The sequence below is a fragment of the Streptomyces sp. NPDC058307 genome, assembly GCF_042880295.1.
GTDB lineage: Bacteria > Actinomycetota > Actinomycetes > Streptomycetales > Streptomycetaceae > Streptomyces.
In genome coordinates this window covers 119,715-136,808 of record NZ_JBHVYZ010000007.1, presented here as the reverse complement: position 1 = coordinate 136,808, position 17,094 = coordinate 119,715, and the positions used below count along the sequence as shown (strand labels likewise).

The following is a 17,094-nucleotide window of genomic DNA, read 5'->3' as shown; positions in this document are numbered from 1 at the left end:
GTCGGCCGCATGTGCCCCGTCGGCTGGTCCCGTGTGCGGCGCGCGGTCGGCTCAGGGGTGGCACTCGCGGTGTGCGTCAGGCGGAAGTCGGAGTCGTTCGGAGTCGTTCCAGCCGTCGACGGCGTCGGTCCGGTGGTCGGCCGCATGTGCCCCGTCGGCTGGTCCCGTGTGCGGCGCGCGGTCGGCTCAGCGGCGCCCTCGTGTGTGCGGCAGACGGAAGCCAAACCGTTTCAGCCGCGGACGGCGTCAGTCCGGTGGGTTCAGCCGTATCGCGAGGCGTTTGTCCTCCCGTCGCTGGGCCCTGCGGCGGCGGAATCTCCGGATGCGGGAGATCAGGAAGAAGAGCGTCAGCAGGCCGGCCAGCAGCAGTGCGCCCGCGATGATCGCCGCTGCCTGCGGGTGGAACATCGCGAAGGCGACAATGGCCCCGACGCCGAGATCCTCCGCCAGGCTCAGGACGATGTTGCTGAAGGGCTCCGGGGAGGTGTTCACCGCCATGCGGGTGCCCGCCTTGACCGTGTGGCTCGCCAACGCCGTCGAACCGCCCACCAGGCCCGCGACCACGTCGTTGAGCGAGCCGCTCTGCCCCGCGAGCAACGCCCCGACCCAGGCGCCGGCGACCGGCCGGACCACGGTGTGTATGGAGTCCCACGCCGAGTCGACGTACGGGATCTTGTCCGCCACCGCCTCGCACAGGAACAACACGCCCGCCACGACGAGGACTTCGGGGCGCTGAAGGGTCTCGGGGACGTCGTCGCTCAGTCCCGTCGCGCCGAACACGCCGAGCAGCAGCACCACCGCGTACGCGTTGACGCCGCTGGCCCAGCCGCTGGTGAACACCAAGGGGAGTACGGACACGGACGCGATCGTAACCAGTCGGGCACGAGCCGCCCTGGGGGTGAGTGCGCAGTACTGAGTATCCGTACCTAGGGGCGCAGATGAGTACGCGCGCGGATGGGCCTCGACCTGCGTGAACGGGAGAGTGGAGGCACGGCGAAGGGGAACGGCTCCGGCACCGGCGACACGGGGCGCCGGAACGGAGCCGCCCCGGACCCGCTCCTTCCGCCAGCCGAGGTCGGCGGGAGCGAGGCACGGGGGAACCCGGAAAGCGGGGGAACGACCGAACGGGGGCCCAACGGGGGACGGGGGAACGGGGAAAACGGGGGAGCAAGGGGAGGCGCCGGTTCGAGGTGGCCCGCGGGGGACGCGGCCACAGCGGACCGGCGCTTTCGCATGTCAGCCCGGCGTCATCACCTGCGCCCGCTCACCCGCCCCTGCAACAGCCGTGACAGCGCCGCGTGCACGTCGTCCAGGGAGCGCTCGGGCTGGAAGGCCTGCCAGTCCAGCGCGGCCACCAGGACCATGCCGACCAGGGCGGAGGCGGTCAGCGAGATGTCGATCTCGTCGCTGAACTCGCCGTTCTCCACGCCCTCGCGCAGTACGTCCTCCACGACCGCCACGGCCTGCTGACGGACCACCATGAGGGTGGACTGCCAGGTCCTGTTGGTGCGCCACAGCTCGGCCACGTACAGCTGGGTGAAGGCCGGATAGCGGTCGATGAAGACGAGGCCCGCGCGGATCATCGCGTCGAGGGCGTCCACCTTGCCGCCACCCGCGCGTGCCGTCGCTTCCGCCGCCTCCCGCAAAGAGGCGGTGAGCAGGCCCACACCGTGCCGCAGCAGTTCCTCGAAGAGGACGGACTTGCTCGCGAAGTTGTAGTAGACCGTGCCCTTCGCGACCCCGGCGCGCTCGGCGATCTCGTCGACCGTGGTGGCGGAGAAGCCCTGCTCGGCGATGAGCGTGACGGCCGCCTCGTAGAGCTTCTGCCGGGTGGCCTCGCGGCGCGTGCTGACGCCCGCCGGGGCGCTGCTGCTTTCCATGGTCCTGATTCTCGCAGGTGAGGGGCGCCTTGAGGTCGCGGAAGGGCTCACAGGGTCAGCTCCGGGTGCAGTCGGTCCAGCGTCCACACCTGTCGGCGGCGGGCCGAGACAGCGGTGAGCGCGAGGGCGCCCGCGGTGAAGGCGAGGAGCACCACGCACGCGTGCCACACGGGAGTGAGGCCGCCCCCCGTGATGAGCCGCCTGAGGGCCTCGACGACGTAGCTCATCGGCAGGAAGGGGTGGATCGCGTTGAAGAAGCCCGGGCTGGTCTGGACGGGGTAGGTGCCGCCCGCGGACGTCAGCTGGAGCATCAGGAGGGCGAGGACCAGGATCCGGCCCGCGGCTCCGAAGCGGGCGTTGAGCCATTGGACGATCGCCGCGAAGCAGGCCGTCACCAGGAACAGGAAGCCCACGGTCCCGGCCGCCCGCGTCATCTGGAGGCCGATCGCCCAGTGCAGCACCGACATCAGCGCCACGACCTGGAGCACCCCGATCGCCACCACGGGCAGCCATCCCGCCAGCGCGATCCGCCAGGCCGCGGCACCGGCGGCGAGGGCCCGCCGGTTCATCGGCGTGATGAGCATGTAGGCCACCATCGCGCCCACCCACAGGGACAGCGGGATGAAGTACGGGGCGAACCCGGTGCCGTAGTTCGGCGCCTTGTGCAGGTCCTTGGAGACCAGCTGGACCGGGTCGGCCATCACATCGGTGCGCCGGTCGCGCTCCTTCTTGTCGTAATCGGGGATCTGCGAGGCACCGTCGTGCAGCCCGTCGGAGAGCTTCCCGGAGCCGTCGGCGAGCTTGTACATGCCGCCGCTCAGGGTGTCGGCCCCGGTCTTGAGCCTGCCGACGCCCTCGTCCAGGTCCTGTGCGCCGGTCCGCGCGGTGCCGAGGCCGGAGTGGAGCGTCCTGGCGCCGGCGGCGACCTTGCCCGCGCCCCGGTTCAGCTGGTTGATCTTCGCCACGGCGTCGTCGAGGTCCTCGGAGAGGCGGGGCGCCCGGTCGGCGAGGGTCCGGGCCTGCTGCTGGAGGGTGGCGAGTTGGCCGTCGAGCTTCTTCAAAACGCCGTTCTGGTCGGCGACGAGCACGTTGACGTCGTCGGCGACCTTCGCCACGTCGGCGGCGGCCTGCCTGGCCTTCTTCAGGTCGGCGCAGGCCGGGTCCGGCAGGACCGGGTCCGTGCAGCGCGCCTTGTAGACGGCGTTCAGTGCGTCGGCGGCCTTGTGTGCTCCGTCGGCGGCCGCCGGGGCGGTCCTGACCAGGGTGTCGAGGTTGTGGCGGACGGCCACGGCCGAGTCGGCGACGAGCCGGGCGGTGTCGCCGATGGTCTTCTCGTTGCCCTCGAGGAAGGGACCCACCTTGTCGGCGACCCCGTTGACCTTGTCGGCGAGGCTCTGGGTGCCGGCGGCGACCTGCTGGGCGCCGTCCGCGAGGTCACCCGAGCCCGTGTCGAGCTTCGCCAGCCCGTCGGAGAGCTTGCCGCTGCCTGCCTTGGCCTGCTGAAGGCCCGAGGCGAGGTCCTCGGAGCCCTTCTCCGCCTTGCCGATGCCGCCCTCCAGGTCGTCGGCCCCGTCGGCGGCCTTCACCGTGGCGCCGTGGATGTCGGAGAAGGAGATGAAGATCCGGTCCAGGAAGGACCGCGACGCCTTGGTGGACGCGGCCTGGCGCACCTCGGCGAAGACCGTCCGCGAGATCTGCCCGACGATGTAGTTGTTGGAGTCGTTCGTACGGACCTGGAGGGCGCCGGTCTCGGGGGAGTCGCCCGCGCTGGAGGCGATCCGCCGGCTGAGGTCGGCCGGCATGGTGAGCGACAGGTAATAGGTGCCGTTCTCGACGCCCTTCCGTGCTTCGGCGGCGTCGACCTCGTGCCAGTCGAAGGTGTCGCTCTCGCGCAGCCCCTTGGTGAGGTCGTCGCCCGCGGTCAGCTTCTTCCCGTCGGCGGTGGCGCCCTTGTCGTCGTTGACGAGGGCGACGGGGATGCGGTCCAGGCGGCCGTAGGGGTCCCAGAAGGACCACAGGTACAGGGCGCCGTACAGCAGGGGCAGCACCAGCAGGGCCACCAGGGCGGCGCGCGGCAGCTTCCCCCTGCCGAAGCGGCGCAGCTCAAGCGTGGCCAGTCTCGGTGAGCGCATCGGTCATCTCCTCACTGGTCTCGTCCCGCACGGCTTCCGGCCGCGTGGACACCGTCACGGCGTCCTCGGGGGCCTCGCTGCACACCGCCACGACCGTCGTCCCGGCCCCGGCGAGGGACCTGAGCAGCGCCCAGGCCTCGGTGCGTTCGGCGTCCGACAGCTTCAGGTCCAGGTCGTCGACGGCGAGCAGCCGTGGCCGGCCGATCAGCGCCAGGGCGATCGACAGCCGCAGGGCCTCCAGGCGTTCCAGATCGCGTACGGCGGTCCGCGCGCCCTTCGGCAGCGCTTGCAGGTCGAGCCCGGCGGCCGCCAGCGCGGTGTCGATCCGCAGCCTCGCCTCGGCCGTACGCTCCGCGCGGGGTCGCAGCAGGGCGCGCACCGAGTCGCCGAAGCGGCGCTGCAGCAGCGTCCGTTCGCGCAGGTGTTCCCCGACGGTCAGGGCAGGGTCGAGGTCGGTGACCCCGGCCACGTTCGCCGGCGCGCTGAACCGGCGCACCGCCGCGAGCTGCTTGGGCAGCCGTGCCCCGCCCACGGTCGCCGTGCCCTCGGTGGCCCTCATCCGCCCGGTGAGCGCCAGCAGCAGGCTCGTACGACCGGACCCCGAGGGCCCCTCCACGGCGATCAGCGCACCGGGCTCCGCGACGAGGTCGACCCCGCGGAACGCCCAGCCGCGAGGCCCCTTCAGACCGAGACCCTCGGCCGTGACAGCTACTCCGTCCACGGCCACCCCCTGATCTTCTTGAATCGAGAACTTTTTTGAACTGACTGGTCAGTGCAAAAAGTAACCCGAACCTTCGATCGAAGCAAAAGCCCAGGTCAGAACGGATTGTCAGTGGCATACCTCACGATGGGCACATACGGCACTCCGTAGCGCGAGATGCCGTCAACCAGACGACAGGAGGATCGTCATGGCCAGCTACCACGCAGCCGCCGCCCGTCGGCGCCGCGCCACCGGCCCTGCCCCCTCACTGACCGGCCCGGCGAGCGACGTACACCCCGTGCTGCGCCGGGCGACGGCCCCGCCCGCCGCCCTCGACCTGCTCGCCCAGGCCCGCGCCGGCCTCGACGAGGCCTCGGCGCTGGAGACGCCGAACGAGCGCTATGCGACGGCCCATCTCGCCGCCCTGCGCACCGCGGCCGCAGTACTCGCAGCACGAGGGCGTCCGGAGCCCACGCCCCGACGCCGCGCCAAGATACGGAGCGCATGGGAAGTGCTCCCCGAGATAGCGCCCGAACTCGCCGAGTGGAGCGCGCTGTTCGCCTCCGGGGCCCGACGCCGTGCCCGGGCCGAGGCGGGCATCCAGGGCGCGGCCAGCCGCCGGGACGCGGACGACCTCATACGCGACGTGGCGATGTTCCTGCGCCTCGTCGAGCGGATGCTGGTACTCCAACCGGTCCTGCCGCAGCCACGCCAGGACGCGGACCGGCCGGAGGGCGGCGACGGTGGCACCGACCGTGACTATCCGGACGCCGGGTGACCGGCGCGCGGGGCCACGGGCCACCAGGGCCGCTCGGGTCCGCCTGGGTCCGCCTGGGTCCGCCGTACGAGACGAGCAGCCGGGCACGGCACCGGAGTGACCAGGTGGGGTACCGGAGGCAATAGGGTGGAAGGCGCCTGAAGCCTTCACATCCGCGCCGAGGAGTCAACTGCCGTGTCGGACCCGCTGCGACCCCGCGCCTCCCTCCGAACCGCCGTGGTCTGGGAGGTCCTCCAGGACGCTCTCGACCGCCGGGTCAAGGCCACGGGACGCCAGGCGCTGGACGTCCTCGACACCGGGGGCGGCAGCGGCAACTTCGCGGTGCCCGTCGCCCGCCTCGGTCACCAGGTCACCGTCGTCGACCCCAGCCCCAACGCGCTGTTCGCCCTGGAGCGCCGCGCCGCCGAGGCCGGTGTCGCCGACCGGGTGCGGGGCGTCCAGGGAGACGCCCACGGCCTCTTCGACGTGGCCGAGCGCGGCGGCTACGACGTGGTGCTGTGCCATGGCGTCCTGGAGTACATGGACGACCCGGCCGAGGGCGTGCGCAACGTGGTGGCCGCCCTGCGTCCCGAGGGCGTCCTCAGCCTGCTCGCCGCCGGTCTCGGCGGCGCCGTGCTCGCGCGGGCCCTCGCCGGCCACTTCAAGGAGGCCCGGCAGGCGCTCGACGATCCGGACGGCCGCTGGGGCGACGGCGACCCCGTGCCGCGCCGCTTCACCGCCGACCAGCTCACCGCGCTCGTCGAGGGCGCGGGCCTGACCGTGGGCGCCGTGCACGGTGTACGGGTCTTCGCCGACCTCGTCCCCGGCGTGCTCGTGGACACCGAACCCGGTGCCCTGGAAGCCCTGCTGAAGCTGGAGGCCGCGGCGGCCGAACTCTCCTCCTTCCACTCCGTGGCCACCCAGCTCCATGTGCTCGGTGAGACGCGGGAGGCCGCCGAGGCCTGAGCCGCCCCCTGTGCCGGAGTGCTGATCAGGTACTTGCCGGCGCATGGAGTACGCCACAGGCCCCCCGATCGCGCCCTCAGCGCCGTATGATCGAGGGAGACCGCCCGGCATGACGGGACGGCAGCTGGGGAATGACAAGATTCAGCGGCCGGAGCGTTCATGGCGGAATCCGGTTGGCCAATTGGCGCAGAGGGGCGGGTTTCACGGGGGCGATTCCCTGCCTATCCTGAAGGGACCCCCCGAGTCGCCCCGGCGACTGCACGATGAGGAGGACTCCGTGCCGCTCTCGGAGCACGAGCAGCGCATGCTCGAGCAGATGGAGCGAGCGCTGTACGCCGAAGATCCCAAGTTCGCGTCGGCGCTCGAGGGAAGCGGGCTGCGTACGTACACCCGGCGGCGGGTCTACCAGGCGGTCGCCGGCTTCCTCGTGGGTATCGCGCTCCTCATGGCCGGTATGGTCGCCAAGCAGGTGTGGCTCAGCGTGGTGGGGTTCCTCGTCATGCTGGGGTGCGCGGTGCTCGCGGTGACCGGCTGGCGCAAGGCCCCCAAGCCGGGCGAGCAGCCGGCCGCAGGCGCCCCACACGCCCGTCGGCAGGGACGCCAGAAGCGCTCGGTGATGGACCGGATCGAGCAGCGCTGGCAGCGCCGCCGCGACGAGCAGGGCGGCCAGTAGCCGGCCCCGCGCACCGCGGTCGCCACGAGCCGCTCTCACAGACATGCTGAGGGGGTGAGCACCCAGCCGGGTGCTCACCCCCTCCCGCATGTCCCCAGGCCGTCCCCCACCACCTGTCGAGGGGTCTCCCAGCCCCTGCAGCACAGTGGCCCGGACCTTCGAGAGGCCCGGGCCACCGTCGTCGTTCCGCCGCCCCCTGCAGGGGCGGCTCTTTCAGCCTCCCTGGCCGGACGGCTTGCGCAGGGTCGGCCGGGCCGCCGCCACGCGTGTCCTGACCCCCGCCCACCACTCCGAGACCGCCCACACCGCCCTCGCGGTGGAACGCGGGGCGATCAGCGCACGCACCCGCGTGCCCCGGCCGACCGAGCCGCGCAGCCCGCCGATCACCAGGTGGACGTCCCGCGCGAGGCCGGCCGTCAGGCGGGGCTGCGGGGCGTAGAGCACCTGCTCCACGGCGTCCGCCACCCGGTGCACCGAGGCCGCCGCCGTCGGATCGAGACGCCCGAGCCGTACGAACCGCGCGGCCGCCTTGCGGGGGGTCTGCGAGTCGTCCGGCGGGATCCCGAAGTCCCACGCCGTGTCGGTCAGCTCCTCCCAGGCCGCCAGGGTGTGCGCGGCGGCGCCCTCGTCACTGCGGCCGTGCCCGCCCAGCCGTACCGAACGGGTGCGCAGCCGCCACAGCATCGGCGCCAAGGGGACCAACAGCACGCCCAGCCCGACGAGCACCCAGAACAACAGCTTCAGATACCACCACGGGCCCTGTACGGCCCACCAGGGGCCGCCACCGTCCTTGGCCGCCGCTGCCGCCGGGGAGGCGCTGTCGCACTCCTCCAGCTTCCGCAGCCGGGGAGAGCAGCTCTCGCTCGCCGAGGCCGAGGCCGACGGTGCCGTGGACGCCCCGGCGGACGGCCGCGTCACGCCGGGGTCCACGCTGCCGGTGGCGTCCGGGACGGTGTACGACGGCACCGTGCCCCGGGTCGGGGTGGGCTCGAAGCGGGTCCAACCCACCCCCTCGAAGTACAGCTCGGGCCAGGCGTGGGCGTCCTTGAGCCCCACCGACACCGAACCGTCCGCCTGCGGGGTGCCGGGCGCGAAGCCCACCGCGACCCGGGCCGGAATGCCCAGGGAGCGGGCCATCGCCGCCATGGCGAAGGAGAAATGGACGCAGAAGCCCTGCTTGTCGCGCAGGAAGTTGGCGATCGCGTCGGGCCCGTCGCCCACCTGCACCTGGGTGTCGTACTCGAAGCCCCCGGTCACCGCGAAGTAGTCCTGGAGGTCGACCGCCTGCTCATAGGGGTTCTTCGCGCCCGCAGTGACCTCGCGGGCGGTCTTGCGCACGACTGCCGGCAGCGAGTCGGGCAGGTCCGTGTACTCGCGCTCGATGACCGGGGGAGCGGCCGGTGCCGCGGCGAGCTGCTCGGCCGTCGGCTCCACGTCCAGGCTCTTCACCTCGTACGTCAGCCCGCGCGTGTTCTGCCCGTGGTCGCCGACGAGCGCCATGCCCTCGGGTTCGTAGCGCCAGTTGCCGCGGACCTCGACGCCGCTGGGCGGGTAGGGCATGGGCAGATAGTTCTGCTCGTACCAGCTGGCCGCCGAGATGCTCGTCTTGATCTCCGTGCGCTTGACGTCGGAGCCGAGGCCGACCGGGAGGGGGAAGTCCTTCGGCACGGCGCCGATGGACCGCTTGGACGGCTTCCAGGTCCGGCCGTCGAAGTCGTCCAGGGAGACGATCCGCAGGTACTGGTCGGAGGTGTCGTTGCTCTGGCTCCGCACGGACAGCACCTGACGGTCCTCGTCCACGTTCAGGTTGTCGCGCAGCGAGAGCAGCGGGTTCACCGCGGAGATCGTGCCCCCGCTGCCGTTCCCGGCGCCCACGCCCGCCCCGGTGGCGTCCAGGAGGCCGCCGCTTATCGAGGGCAGGGTGGCCGACACCACGAGGGCGATGCCGAGGCTCGCCACCCCGATCCGCCGGCCGGTGCGCACCGGCGCCACCGGCCCGGAGCCGGCGCCCGGGGAGCGTGACGCCCCGCCGAAGACACGGCCCCACTGGGAGAGCCGCTCGCGCCCCTCGGCAAGGAGCAGCAGCAGATAACCGGTCGCCGCGAGCAGGAACCAGAACCAGTCGCCGTGGCCTTCGGACAGCCCCGCGGCGACGGAGTACAGCGCGAGCAGCGGCAGGCCCGCAGGGGCCGCGCTGCGGAAGGTCACCGCGAGGGTGTCCACCACGAGCCCGACGATCAGGACGCCCCCGAAGACCATCAGCTTGATGCCGTCGGACGCCAGCGGCGCCGGGATCGCGTACCGCGCGATGTCGTCGCCGCCCTGCCGCAGCAGGTCCCCGAAGTGCACGAAGGCGCCCGGGCCGGGGATCAGCCCCAGGAAGGCCCGGTCACGGGCGAAGATCAGGGTCAGCATGAACAGGGTGACGAGCGCCTGGGCCGCCACCGTCAGCGGACGGGCCAGCGGGATCCGCCGGGCCACCGCGCCCACGACCGTCTGCACCCCGAGCAGGAAGGCGGCCTGCACGATCCAGGTGACCGGCTCGACCAGCGGCAGCAGGGCGCACGCGGCCATCAGCGTGGCCGCCCACGCACACAGCGCCAGTCGTGCCCGCCCGCTCATCACGATGCCTCCCCGGTCCCGGACCCGGCCGGGGACCCGGCCGCGCCGACGCCCGTGCGCTCACGGTCCGCGAGACGCCACAACTCCTCCAGCGAGGCACCCCGCGGCACGCCCAGCGCCGTCCAGCCCGCCTCGCGCAGCATCCGCAGCCGCTCTCCGTGCTCGTCCGACGGCCCGGACACATCGGCGGGTTCCCGCACCCAGCCCTCGCTGTCGAGCACGAACGCGAGTGCGCCCCCGCTGCGCTGCCGCATCTTGGCGACCACCGTGGCCTGCTCCTCGTCGAGGTCGCCGAAGAAGGCCACCAGCAGTCCCTCGTTGCCGCGGCGCAGCACTTCGTAGGCGCGCGACAGGCCGGTCTCGTCGGAGTGGTCGATCACCGCGAGGGTGTCCATCATCAGCCCGGCCGCGTCCGCGGTCCCCTGGCTCGCGCCCGCGAAGCCGTCGGCGCCCTCGCCGGGCACGGAGTTGCCGGTGTCCGTGAGCAGGCGTACCGAAAAGCCCCGCTCGAGCATGTGGACCAGGACGGAGGCGGCGCCCGAGACGGCCCACTCGAAGGCCGAGTCGGGGCCCGCGCCCGCGAAGGCGAGGCCCCGGGTGTCCAGGAGCACCGTGCAGCGGGCGCGCTGGGGCTGCTCCTCGCGGCGGACCATCAGTTCGCCGTAGCGGGCGGTGGAGCGCCAGTGCACCCGGCGCAGGTCGTCGCCGTAGCGGTAGCCGCGCGGGATCACGTCGTCCTCGCCGGCCAGGGCGAGCGAGCGCTGCCGTCCCTCGCCGTACCCCTTGGCCTCGCCGCTGAGCCGCACCGGCGGCAGTGGCTCCACACGCGGGATCACGGTGAGGGTGTCGTACGTCGAGAAGGAGCGGGTCAGCTCGCACATGCCGAACGGGTCGGTCAGGCGCAGCTGGAGCGGGCCCAGCGGGTAGCGGCCGCGCAGGTCGGAGCGGACCCGGTAGGAGACCTCGCGGCGGCCGCCCGGTTCGACCCGGTCGAGTACGAAGCGCGGGCGCGGGCCGAGGACGTAGGGGACCCGGTCCTGGAGCATCAGCAGGCCGGTGGGCAGGCGTGAGACGTTGTCCATCCGCAGATGGACGCGGGCCTCGCTGCCGGCGGGCACGCGCGCGGGGGAGAGCCTGCGGCTGCCCGCGACCCGGTAGCGGGTGCGGTAGAGCACGGTGGCGCAGACCAGCGGCAGTACGGCCAGCAGCAGGCCGACCCGCAGCAGATCGCTCTGGCCGAGGACGTAGGCGCAGACGGCCGCGGCGATACCGGCGGCGAAGAAGGAGCGGCCCCGGGTGGTCAGGCCGGTCAGTGCCGTGCGGATCCCGCCCTGGTCGCCCCGGTCGGCCTCGGGGCCGCCGGCCGAGGGCACCCCGGTGGACATCACAGGCTCCGCGGCGGCTGCTGCGGATACGCGGGCGCCCCGCGGCCGATCCCGAGACCGCCCTGCTGGGGAGCGGCGGGGACCGGGGTGCGCTGGAGGATCTCCTGCACGACCTGCTCCGAGGTGCGCCGGTTGAGCTGGGCCTGGGCGGTGGGCAGCAGACGGTGGGCGAGGACGGCCACGGCGAGCGCCTGGACGTCGTCCGGCAGGGCGAACTCGCGGCCGCTGAGGGCGGCGGAGGCCTTGGCGGCGCGCAGCAGGTGCAGCGTCGCGCGCGGGGAGGCGCCGAGTCTGAGGTCGGGGTGGGTGCGGGTGGCGGAGACCAGGTCGACGGCGTACCGCCGGACCGTTTCGGCGACGTGGACGCCGCGGACGGCCTCGATGAGCTTCACGATGTCGTGGGCGTGCGCCACCGGCTGGAGGTCCTCCAGGGGGCTCGCGCCGCCGTGGATGTCGAGCATCTGCAGCTCGGCCTCCACGCTGGGATAGCCCACCGAGACCCGGGCCATGAAACGGTCGCGCTGCGCCTCGGGCAGCGGGTAGGTGCCCTCCATCTCGACCGGGTTCTGCGTGGCCACCACCATGAAGGGACTGGGCAGCTCATAGGTCTGCCCGTCGATGGTGACCTGGCGCTCCTCCATCGACTCCAGGAGCGCGGACTGGGTCTTCGGCGAGGCGCGGTTGATCTCGTCGCCGATGACGATCTGGGCGAAGATCGCGCCCGGTTTGAACTCGAAGTCCCGGCGCTGCTGGTCCCAGATGGACACGCCCGTGATGTCCGAGGGCAGCAGGTCGGGGGTGAACTGGATGCGGCGCACCGAGCAGTCGATGGACCGCGCCAGCGCCTTGGCCAGCATGGTCTTGCCGACGCCGGGGACATCCTCGATCAGAAGATGTCCCTCGGCGAGCAGCACGGTCAGTGAAAGCCGTACGACCTCGGGCTTCCCCTCGATCACGCCCTCCACCGAACTGCGTACCCGCTCGACAACGGCGGTCAGATCAGTGAGGCTCGATCGATCGTCATAGGTGGTCACCCGGCCCTCCTCGGCCCGTACTTTCCGGGCCGACGCTCATGTGCGCTACCGGCCCACCCCGAATCACGGACACCACGCGTGAAAAGTTCCGCGTGACGCCACACCCGCATTCTTGCTGCCGTTACCGATTCGTGTCACTCGACTGTGGACAACTGGCTGCACTATGTCGGGTCTTGCGGTGCTTTGGGCACCCCGAGGGCCGAAAATCAACAGCGAAGCGACAGCTGCGGCGGACCTGGTCGGGGCCGTTTACGCGGGGTCGATCTCGCGCAGCAGGCCCGTCTTCACGTCGAACACGAACCCGCGCACGTCGTCGGTGTGCAGCAGGAACGGCGAGGTGCGCACCCGCTGCATGGACTGCCGTACGTCCTGGTCGACGTCGCGGAAGGACTCCACGGCCCACGCGGGACGCTGGCCGACCTCCATCTCCAGTTCGGTGCGGAAGTCCTCGGTGATCGCCTCCAGACCACAGCCCGTGTGGTGGATGAGCACGACGCTGCGGGTGCCGAGCTTGCGCTGGCTGATGGTGAGCGAGCGGATCACGTCGTCGGTGACCACACCGCCCGCGTTGCGGATGGTGTGACAGTCGCCGAGCTCCAGGCCGAGCGCGGCGTGCAGGTCGAGGCGGGCGTCCATGCACGCCACGACGGCGACATGCAGGACCGGGCGGGCGTCCATGCCGGGGTCGGTGAACGCGGCGGCGTACCGCTCGTTGGCGCTGACGAGGCGGTCGGTCACACGGCCGCCGTCGGATATGGCGCCTTCGGTGGGAACGGATGCGGAAGTCGTCATAACCATGACGGTACTGGTCACCGCCGTCGCGGTCCTGCCGTGAGAAGGGAAAAAGAGCGTCATCACGCCTTGTGTGTGAGGTACCCCACATGAGGTTCGGGTGCACCCGAACGGGTGTTTTCGGTCCTTTCGGAGCGTCGGGTCCGCGCCGGTGCGCGACGCGCAGGCCGGTTGATTGACCGCGAGACACCGTGGACTAAAGTGACGCGAAGCGGGAGGCGAGGCCTCCCTGCTGACATTCCCCGGAGGCCCCCGGCCAGCGCACGGACGGTCTCCCCGCGTGCGCGGCGCGTACGTACGGCTCGGCCTCCTCCCGCTCCCGGTCGGTTGACGCTTCCGGCGCCGGCAGGCCTCCCCTTCACTGGGGGTCCCCCCAGCTTGCTGGGGGAGGGCGGGGACCTGGCGGTGCGTACGGGCCGCGCCGGACCTGAGAGGGCCCCTTGAGCCAGAGTCGACACGTCCCGGTGATGCTCCAGCGGTGCCTGGACCTGTTGGCCCCGGCGCTCGAGCGGCCGGGGTCGGTGGTCGTCGACTGCACGCTCGGTCTCGGCGGCCACAGCGAGGCCCTGCTCCAGCGGTTCCCCGAGGCCCGTCTTGTCGCCCTCGACCGCGACAAGGAGGCCCTGCGCCTGTCCGGCGAGCGACTCGCGCCCTTCGGTGAGCGCGCCACCCTGGTCCACGCCGTCTACGACGAACTCCCGGACGTCCTCGACCGGCTCGGCATCGCGCGCGTGCAGGGCGTCCTGTTCGACCTCGGCGTCTCCTCCATGCAGCTCGACGAGGCCGACCGCGGCTTCGCCTACGCCCAGGACGCCCCGCTGGACATGCGCATGGACCAGACGACCGGCATGGGCGCCGCCGAGGTCCTCAACACCTACCCGCCGGGCGAACTCGTCCGGATCCTGAGGGCGTACGGCGAGGAGAAGCAGGCCAAGCGGATCGTCTCGGCGATCGTGCGCGAGCGCGCCAAGGAGCCCTTCACGAACAGCGCGCGGCTCGTGGAGCTGATCCGGGACTCCCTGCCGCAGGCCGCCAAGCGCACCGGCGGCAACCCGGCCAAGCGCACCTTCCAGGCCCTGCGCATCGAGGTCAACGGCGAACTCTCCGTCCTGGAGCGGGCGATCCCGGCCGCGGTGAAGGCGCTCGCGGTGGGCGGCCGGATCGTCGTGCTGTCGTACCACTCGCTGGAGGACCGACTGGTCAAGCAGGTCTTCGCGGCCGGCGCCGCCACCACCGCCCCGCCCGGGCTGCCCGTCGTCCCCGAGCGGTACCAGCCCCGGCTCAAGCTGCTCACGCGCGGTGCCGAACTTCCCACCGAGGAAGAGATCGCCGAGAACCGGCGAGCCGCACCGGCGCGGTGCAGAGGCGCCGAGCGAATCAGGGAGTCCATCGAATGATGCGTGAGGCGCGTGAGCCGCGTCGGTGGGTTGGGGAACCGGACTCACTGGAGGGTGCGTGAGCAGGAAACCCGAACTGCGGGGGAGGGCGGCTCGTCTCGCGCGTCTCCTGCCCGGCACGGCGAGCCCCGGTCAGGCGGCCCGCGCGCCCTTCGTGCTCCTCGTGGTCCTCCTCCTCGGCGGCGGCCTCATCGGGCTGCTGGTGCTGAACTCCGCGCTGAGCGAAGGCTCGTTCAAGCTCACCGACCTCCAGAAGGACACCAAGAGCCTCACCGACGAGCAACAGGCCCTGCAGCGGGACATCGACGCCTACTCCGCGCCCGACGCCCTGGTGCGCCGCGCCCGTGAACTCGGCATGGTGCCCGGCGGCGACCCGGCCTTCCTCGACCCCGACGGCACCGTCAAGGGCGTCCCGTCCGCCGCCCCCGAGACCGACCCGGTCACCTACCGGATGCCGCTCGTCCTCGCCCCCGAGGTGATCGACAGCGCGGCCCTCCCGACGCCGACGGCCAGCCCCACCCCCACTCCGACGGAAACCGTCGTACAGGCTCCCGAGACCGTCGTACCGACGTCCGAGGCCGTCCCCTCGGACGTCCCGCTCCCCACGACCACGACCCCCGGCAGGTGACGGAAGTGTCCGACGACTTCGGCAGGCAACCGCCGCGCCGCCGCGTGCCCGGACCCGCACGCCCCGAGCGCTCCGCCCGCCCCGTCGGGCGACCGCGCCCGGGTCCCGGCGCCCGCCCGGCCCGCCGCCCGTCGGCGCCCCGTGCGGCCGCCCCCAAGACCATCCGCCTGGGCAGCCCCCGCCCCCGGCTGCGGTTGGTCGGCCTCGCGCTGACGCTGGTGCTGGCCGCCTTCGTCGTACGACTGCTCCAGGTGCAGGCCGTCGACGCGAGCACGTACGCCGCCAAGGCCGAGCAGAACCGGTACGTCGGCTACACGCTCGCCGCCGAGCGCGGCGGGATCACCGACCGCGCCGGCGTCGCCCTCGCGACCAGCGAGGACGCGTACGACATCACGGCCGACCCCACGCTGTTCACCCGCAAGCAACTGAAGATCGACGACGGCCCCGAGCAGGCCGCCGCCCTGCTCGCCCCGATCCTGGGGCAGGACCAGGAGACGATCCTCCAGAAGCTGCGGCCCAAGGACAAGAAGCTCCGCTACGTCCTGCTCGCCAACCGGCAGACCCCGCAGGTCTGGAAGCAGATCAAGGACCTGAAGTCCGCGCTCGCCACCAAGAGCGGGACCGACCCGGGCACGGCCAACGTCCTCGGGGGCGTCCTGTCCGTGCCGACGACCAAGCGCGTGTACCCCAACGGCGATCTCGCCGCCGGGATACTGGGCTGGGTCAACGCCGACGGCAAGGGCGGCGGCGGTGTCGAGCAGCAGCTGAACTCCCTGCTGGCCGGCAAGGACGGCAAGGTCCGCTACGCCCAGTCCGGTGGCCGTCAGGTGCCCACCGTGGGCTCCACCGAGACGCCCGCGGTGCCCGGCAGCGACGTCGAGCTCACCATCGACCGCGACATCCAGTGGGCCGCCCAGCAGGCCATCACCGACCAGGTGAAGGAGTCCAAGGCGGACCGCGGGTACGTAATAGTGCAGGACACCCGGACCGGTGAGGTCCTGGCCATGGCCAACTCGCCCGGCTTCGACCCGAACGACCTGTCCAAGGCCCGCTCGGTGAACATGGGCAACGCGGCCCTGCAGGACGCCTACGAGCCCGGTTCCACCGCCAAGGTGATGTCGATGGCCGCCGTACTGGAACAGGGCGTCGCCACCCCGCTCACGCATGTGATCGTGCCCAACCGGCTGCACCGCGGTGACCGGCTCTTCAAGGACGACATCGACCACGAGACCTGGTACCTCACGCTCAACGGCGTGCTCGCCAAGTCCAGCAACATCGGCACCATCCTGGCGACCGGCCAGCTCGGCAAAACCCAGGCGCAGGCCAACCAGGTCCTCTACTCCTACCTGCGCAAGTTCGGCCTCGGCCGCTACAGCGGGCTCGACTTCCCCGGCGAGACCCCGGGCATCCTGGCCAAGCCCGCGGACTGGTCGACCTCGCAGCAGTACACGATTCCTTTCGGCCAGGGCGTGTCCCTCAACGCCATGCAGGCCGCGTCCGTCTACTCGACGATCGCCAACGGCGGAGTCCGCGTCGAACCGACCCTCGTGCGCGGCACGAAGGGACCCGACGGACGCTTCACACCTGCCGCGAAGCCCAAGGAGACAAGGGTCGTCAGTGCCAGGACGGCCAGGACGCTGGCCCGGATGCTGGAGTCGGTCGTGGACGACCAGGAGGGCACCGGAGCCAAGGCGCGCATCCCCGGCTACCGCGTCGCGGGCAAGACGGGCACGGCCAACCGCGTGGATCCGGCCACCGGCAAGTACAAGGGCTACACCTCGTCGTTCGCCGGCTTCGCGCCCGCCGACCAGCCCCGGATCACCGTCTACTGCGCCATCCAGAACGCCACCAGCGGCAGCTACTTCGGCGGCCAGATCTGCGGACCCGTCTACAAGAAGGTCATGGAGTTCGCCCTGAAGACGCTGCAGGTCCCGCCCACCGGGGCGAAGGCCGCGAAGCTGCCCGTCTCCTACACGCCCTGATCAGCACCACCTGAGCACCACCTGAGCACCTCATCAGCACCTCGGAAAGGCCACCAGGAACCACCTCGTGACGACGATCACCTCCGATCCCGGGAACCAAGGGGCTCCTCGCCCCTCGCCCACCCGTCGCCCACCACCACCCTTGT

The 17,094-nt window shown here is 72.0% G+C and carries 14 protein-coding genes; 6 read left to right on the top strand and 8 right to left on the bottom strand.

Annotated features, from left to right (window positions below):
- Positions 1 to 246 precede the first annotated feature (246 nt).
- From ACFVYN_RS08115 to ACFVYN_RS08100, 4 genes are all read right to left on the bottom strand, one after another.
- Positions 247 to 858, bottom strand: coding sequence for a DUF4126 domain-containing protein (locus ACFVYN_RS08115; protein ID WP_389994174.1), 612 nt, complete (start codon positions 856 to 858; stop codon positions 247 to 249).
- Positions 859 to 1,250: 392 nt separating this feature from the next.
- Positions 1,251 to 1,880: a TetR/AcrR family transcriptional regulator gene (locus tag ACFVYN_RS08110; RefSeq protein ID WP_389994171.1), complete on the bottom strand. Its 630-nt coding sequence runs from the start codon at positions 1,878 to 1,880 to the stop codon at positions 1,251 to 1,253.
- 47 nt (positions 1,881 to 1,927) lie between these two features.
- Positions 1,928 to 4,012, bottom strand: coding sequence for a YhgE/Pip family protein (locus ACFVYN_RS08105; RefSeq protein ID WP_389994169.1), 2,085 nt, complete (start codon positions 4,010 to 4,012; stop codon positions 1,928 to 1,930).
- Entirely contained in the window at positions 3,984 to 4,739 is a 756-nt protein-coding gene (locus ACFVYN_RS08100; RefSeq protein WP_389994166.1) for an ATP-binding cassette domain-containing protein, read from the bottom strand. Before ACFVYN_RS08100 ends, ACFVYN_RS08105 begins: the two co-directional genes overlap by 29 nt.
- Positions 4,740 to 4,920: 181 nt before the next feature.
- On the opposite strand from ACFVYN_RS08100, the gene ACFVYN_RS08095 reads away from it, so the two are divergent.
- The 3 genes from ACFVYN_RS08095 (at position 4,921) to ACFVYN_RS08085 (ending at position 7,108) form a co-directional block, all read left to right on the top strand.
- On the top strand, positions 4,921 to 5,490 hold the full coding sequence (locus ACFVYN_RS08095; protein WP_389994163.1) for an SAV_6107 family HEPN domain-containing protein: 570 nt from the start codon (positions 4,921 to 4,923) through the stop codon (positions 5,488 to 5,490).
- Positions 5,491 to 5,664: 174 nt separating this feature from the next.
- Complete coding sequence (locus ACFVYN_RS08090; protein ID WP_389994161.1) at positions 5,665 to 6,435, top strand: methyltransferase; 771 nt, start codon at positions 5,665 to 5,667, stop codon at positions 6,433 to 6,435.
- A gap of 277 nt (positions 6,436 to 6,712) precedes the next feature.
- Entirely contained in the window at positions 6,713 to 7,108 is a 396-nt protein-coding gene (locus tag ACFVYN_RS08085) for a DUF3040 domain-containing protein (protein WP_031059418.1), read from the top strand.
- A gap of 213 nt (positions 7,109 to 7,321) precedes the next feature.
- Here ACFVYN_RS08085 and ACFVYN_RS08080 read toward each other — a convergent pair whose 3' ends face one another.
- The 4 genes from ACFVYN_RS08080 to ACFVYN_RS08065 form a co-directional block, all read right to left on the bottom strand.
- Complete coding sequence (locus ACFVYN_RS08080; RefSeq protein ID WP_389994158.1) at positions 7,322 to 9,730, bottom strand: DUF3488 and DUF4129 domain-containing transglutaminase family protein; 2,409 nt, start codon at positions 9,728 to 9,730, stop codon at positions 7,322 to 7,324.
- Positions 9,730 to 11,115, bottom strand: coding sequence for a DUF58 domain-containing protein (locus ACFVYN_RS08075; protein WP_389994155.1), 1,386 nt, complete (start codon positions 11,113 to 11,115; stop codon positions 9,730 to 9,732). Before ACFVYN_RS08075 ends, ACFVYN_RS08080 begins: the two co-directional genes overlap by 1 nt.
- Entirely contained in the window at positions 11,115 to 12,149 is a 1,035-nt protein-coding gene (locus tag ACFVYN_RS08070) for an AAA family ATPase (protein WP_389994152.1), read from the bottom strand. Before ACFVYN_RS08070 ends, ACFVYN_RS08075 begins: the two co-directional genes overlap by 1 nt.
- Positions 12,150 to 12,398: 249 nt before the next feature.
- Positions 12,399 to 13,004, bottom strand: coding sequence for a beta-class carbonic anhydrase (locus ACFVYN_RS08065; RefSeq protein ID WP_389994150.1), 606 nt, complete (start codon positions 13,002 to 13,004; stop codon positions 12,399 to 12,401).
- Positions 13,005 to 13,381: 377 nt separating this feature from the next.
- Between ACFVYN_RS08065 and rsmH the strand changes: the two genes are divergently transcribed.
- Genes rsmH through ACFVYN_RS08050 form a run of 3 tightly spaced genes read left to right on the top strand, consistent with a single transcriptional unit; the run spans position 13,382 to position 16,948 of the window.
- Entirely contained in the window at positions 13,382 to 14,338 is a 957-nt protein-coding gene (gene rsmH / locus ACFVYN_RS08060; RefSeq protein ID WP_389994147.1) for a 16S rRNA (cytosine(1402)-N(4))-methyltransferase RsmH, read from the top strand.
- A 58-nt stretch (positions 14,339 to 14,396) separates the two neighbouring features.
- Positions 14,397 to 14,966 carry a hypothetical protein gene (locus ACFVYN_RS08055; RefSeq protein WP_389994145.1) on the top strand — a complete coding sequence of 190 codons (570 nt, stop codon included), beginning with the start codon at positions 14,397 to 14,399 and terminating at the stop codon, positions 14,964 to 14,966.
- A 5-nt stretch (positions 14,967 to 14,971) separates the two neighbouring features.
- Complete coding sequence (locus tag ACFVYN_RS08050; protein ID WP_389994304.1) at positions 14,972 to 16,948, top strand: penicillin-binding transpeptidase domain-containing protein; 1,977 nt, start codon at positions 14,972 to 14,974, stop codon at positions 16,946 to 16,948.
- Positions 16,949 to 17,094: the final 146 nt, after the last annotated feature.

What these genes read in the sequence shown, in the direction of transcription:
- ACFVYN_RS08110 (WP_389994171.1), bottom strand. Translation starts at nt 1,880, where the DNA reads ATGGAAAGCAGCAGCGCCCCGGCGGGCGTCAGCACGCGCCGCGAGGCC.
- ACFVYN_RS08105 (WP_389994169.1), bottom strand. Translation starts at nt 4,012, where the DNA reads ATGCGCTCACCGAGACTGGCCACGCTTGAGCTGCGCCGCTTCGGCAGG.
- ACFVYN_RS08095 (WP_389994163.1), top strand. Translation starts at nt 4,921, where the DNA reads ATGGCCAGCTACCACGCAGCCGCCGCCCGTCGGCGCCGCGCCACCGGC.
- ACFVYN_RS08080 (WP_389994158.1), bottom strand. Translation starts at nt 9,730, where the DNA reads ATGAGCGGGCGGGCACGACTGGCGCTGTGTGCGTGGGCGGCCACGCTG.
- ACFVYN_RS08075 (WP_389994155.1), bottom strand. Translation starts at nt 11,115, where the DNA reads ATGTCCACCGGGGTGCCCTCGGCCGGCGGCCCCGAGGCCGACCGGGGC.
- ACFVYN_RS08065 (WP_389994150.1), bottom strand. Translation starts at nt 13,004, where the DNA reads ATGACGCTCTTTTTCCCTTCTCACGGCAGGACCGCGACGGCGGTGACC.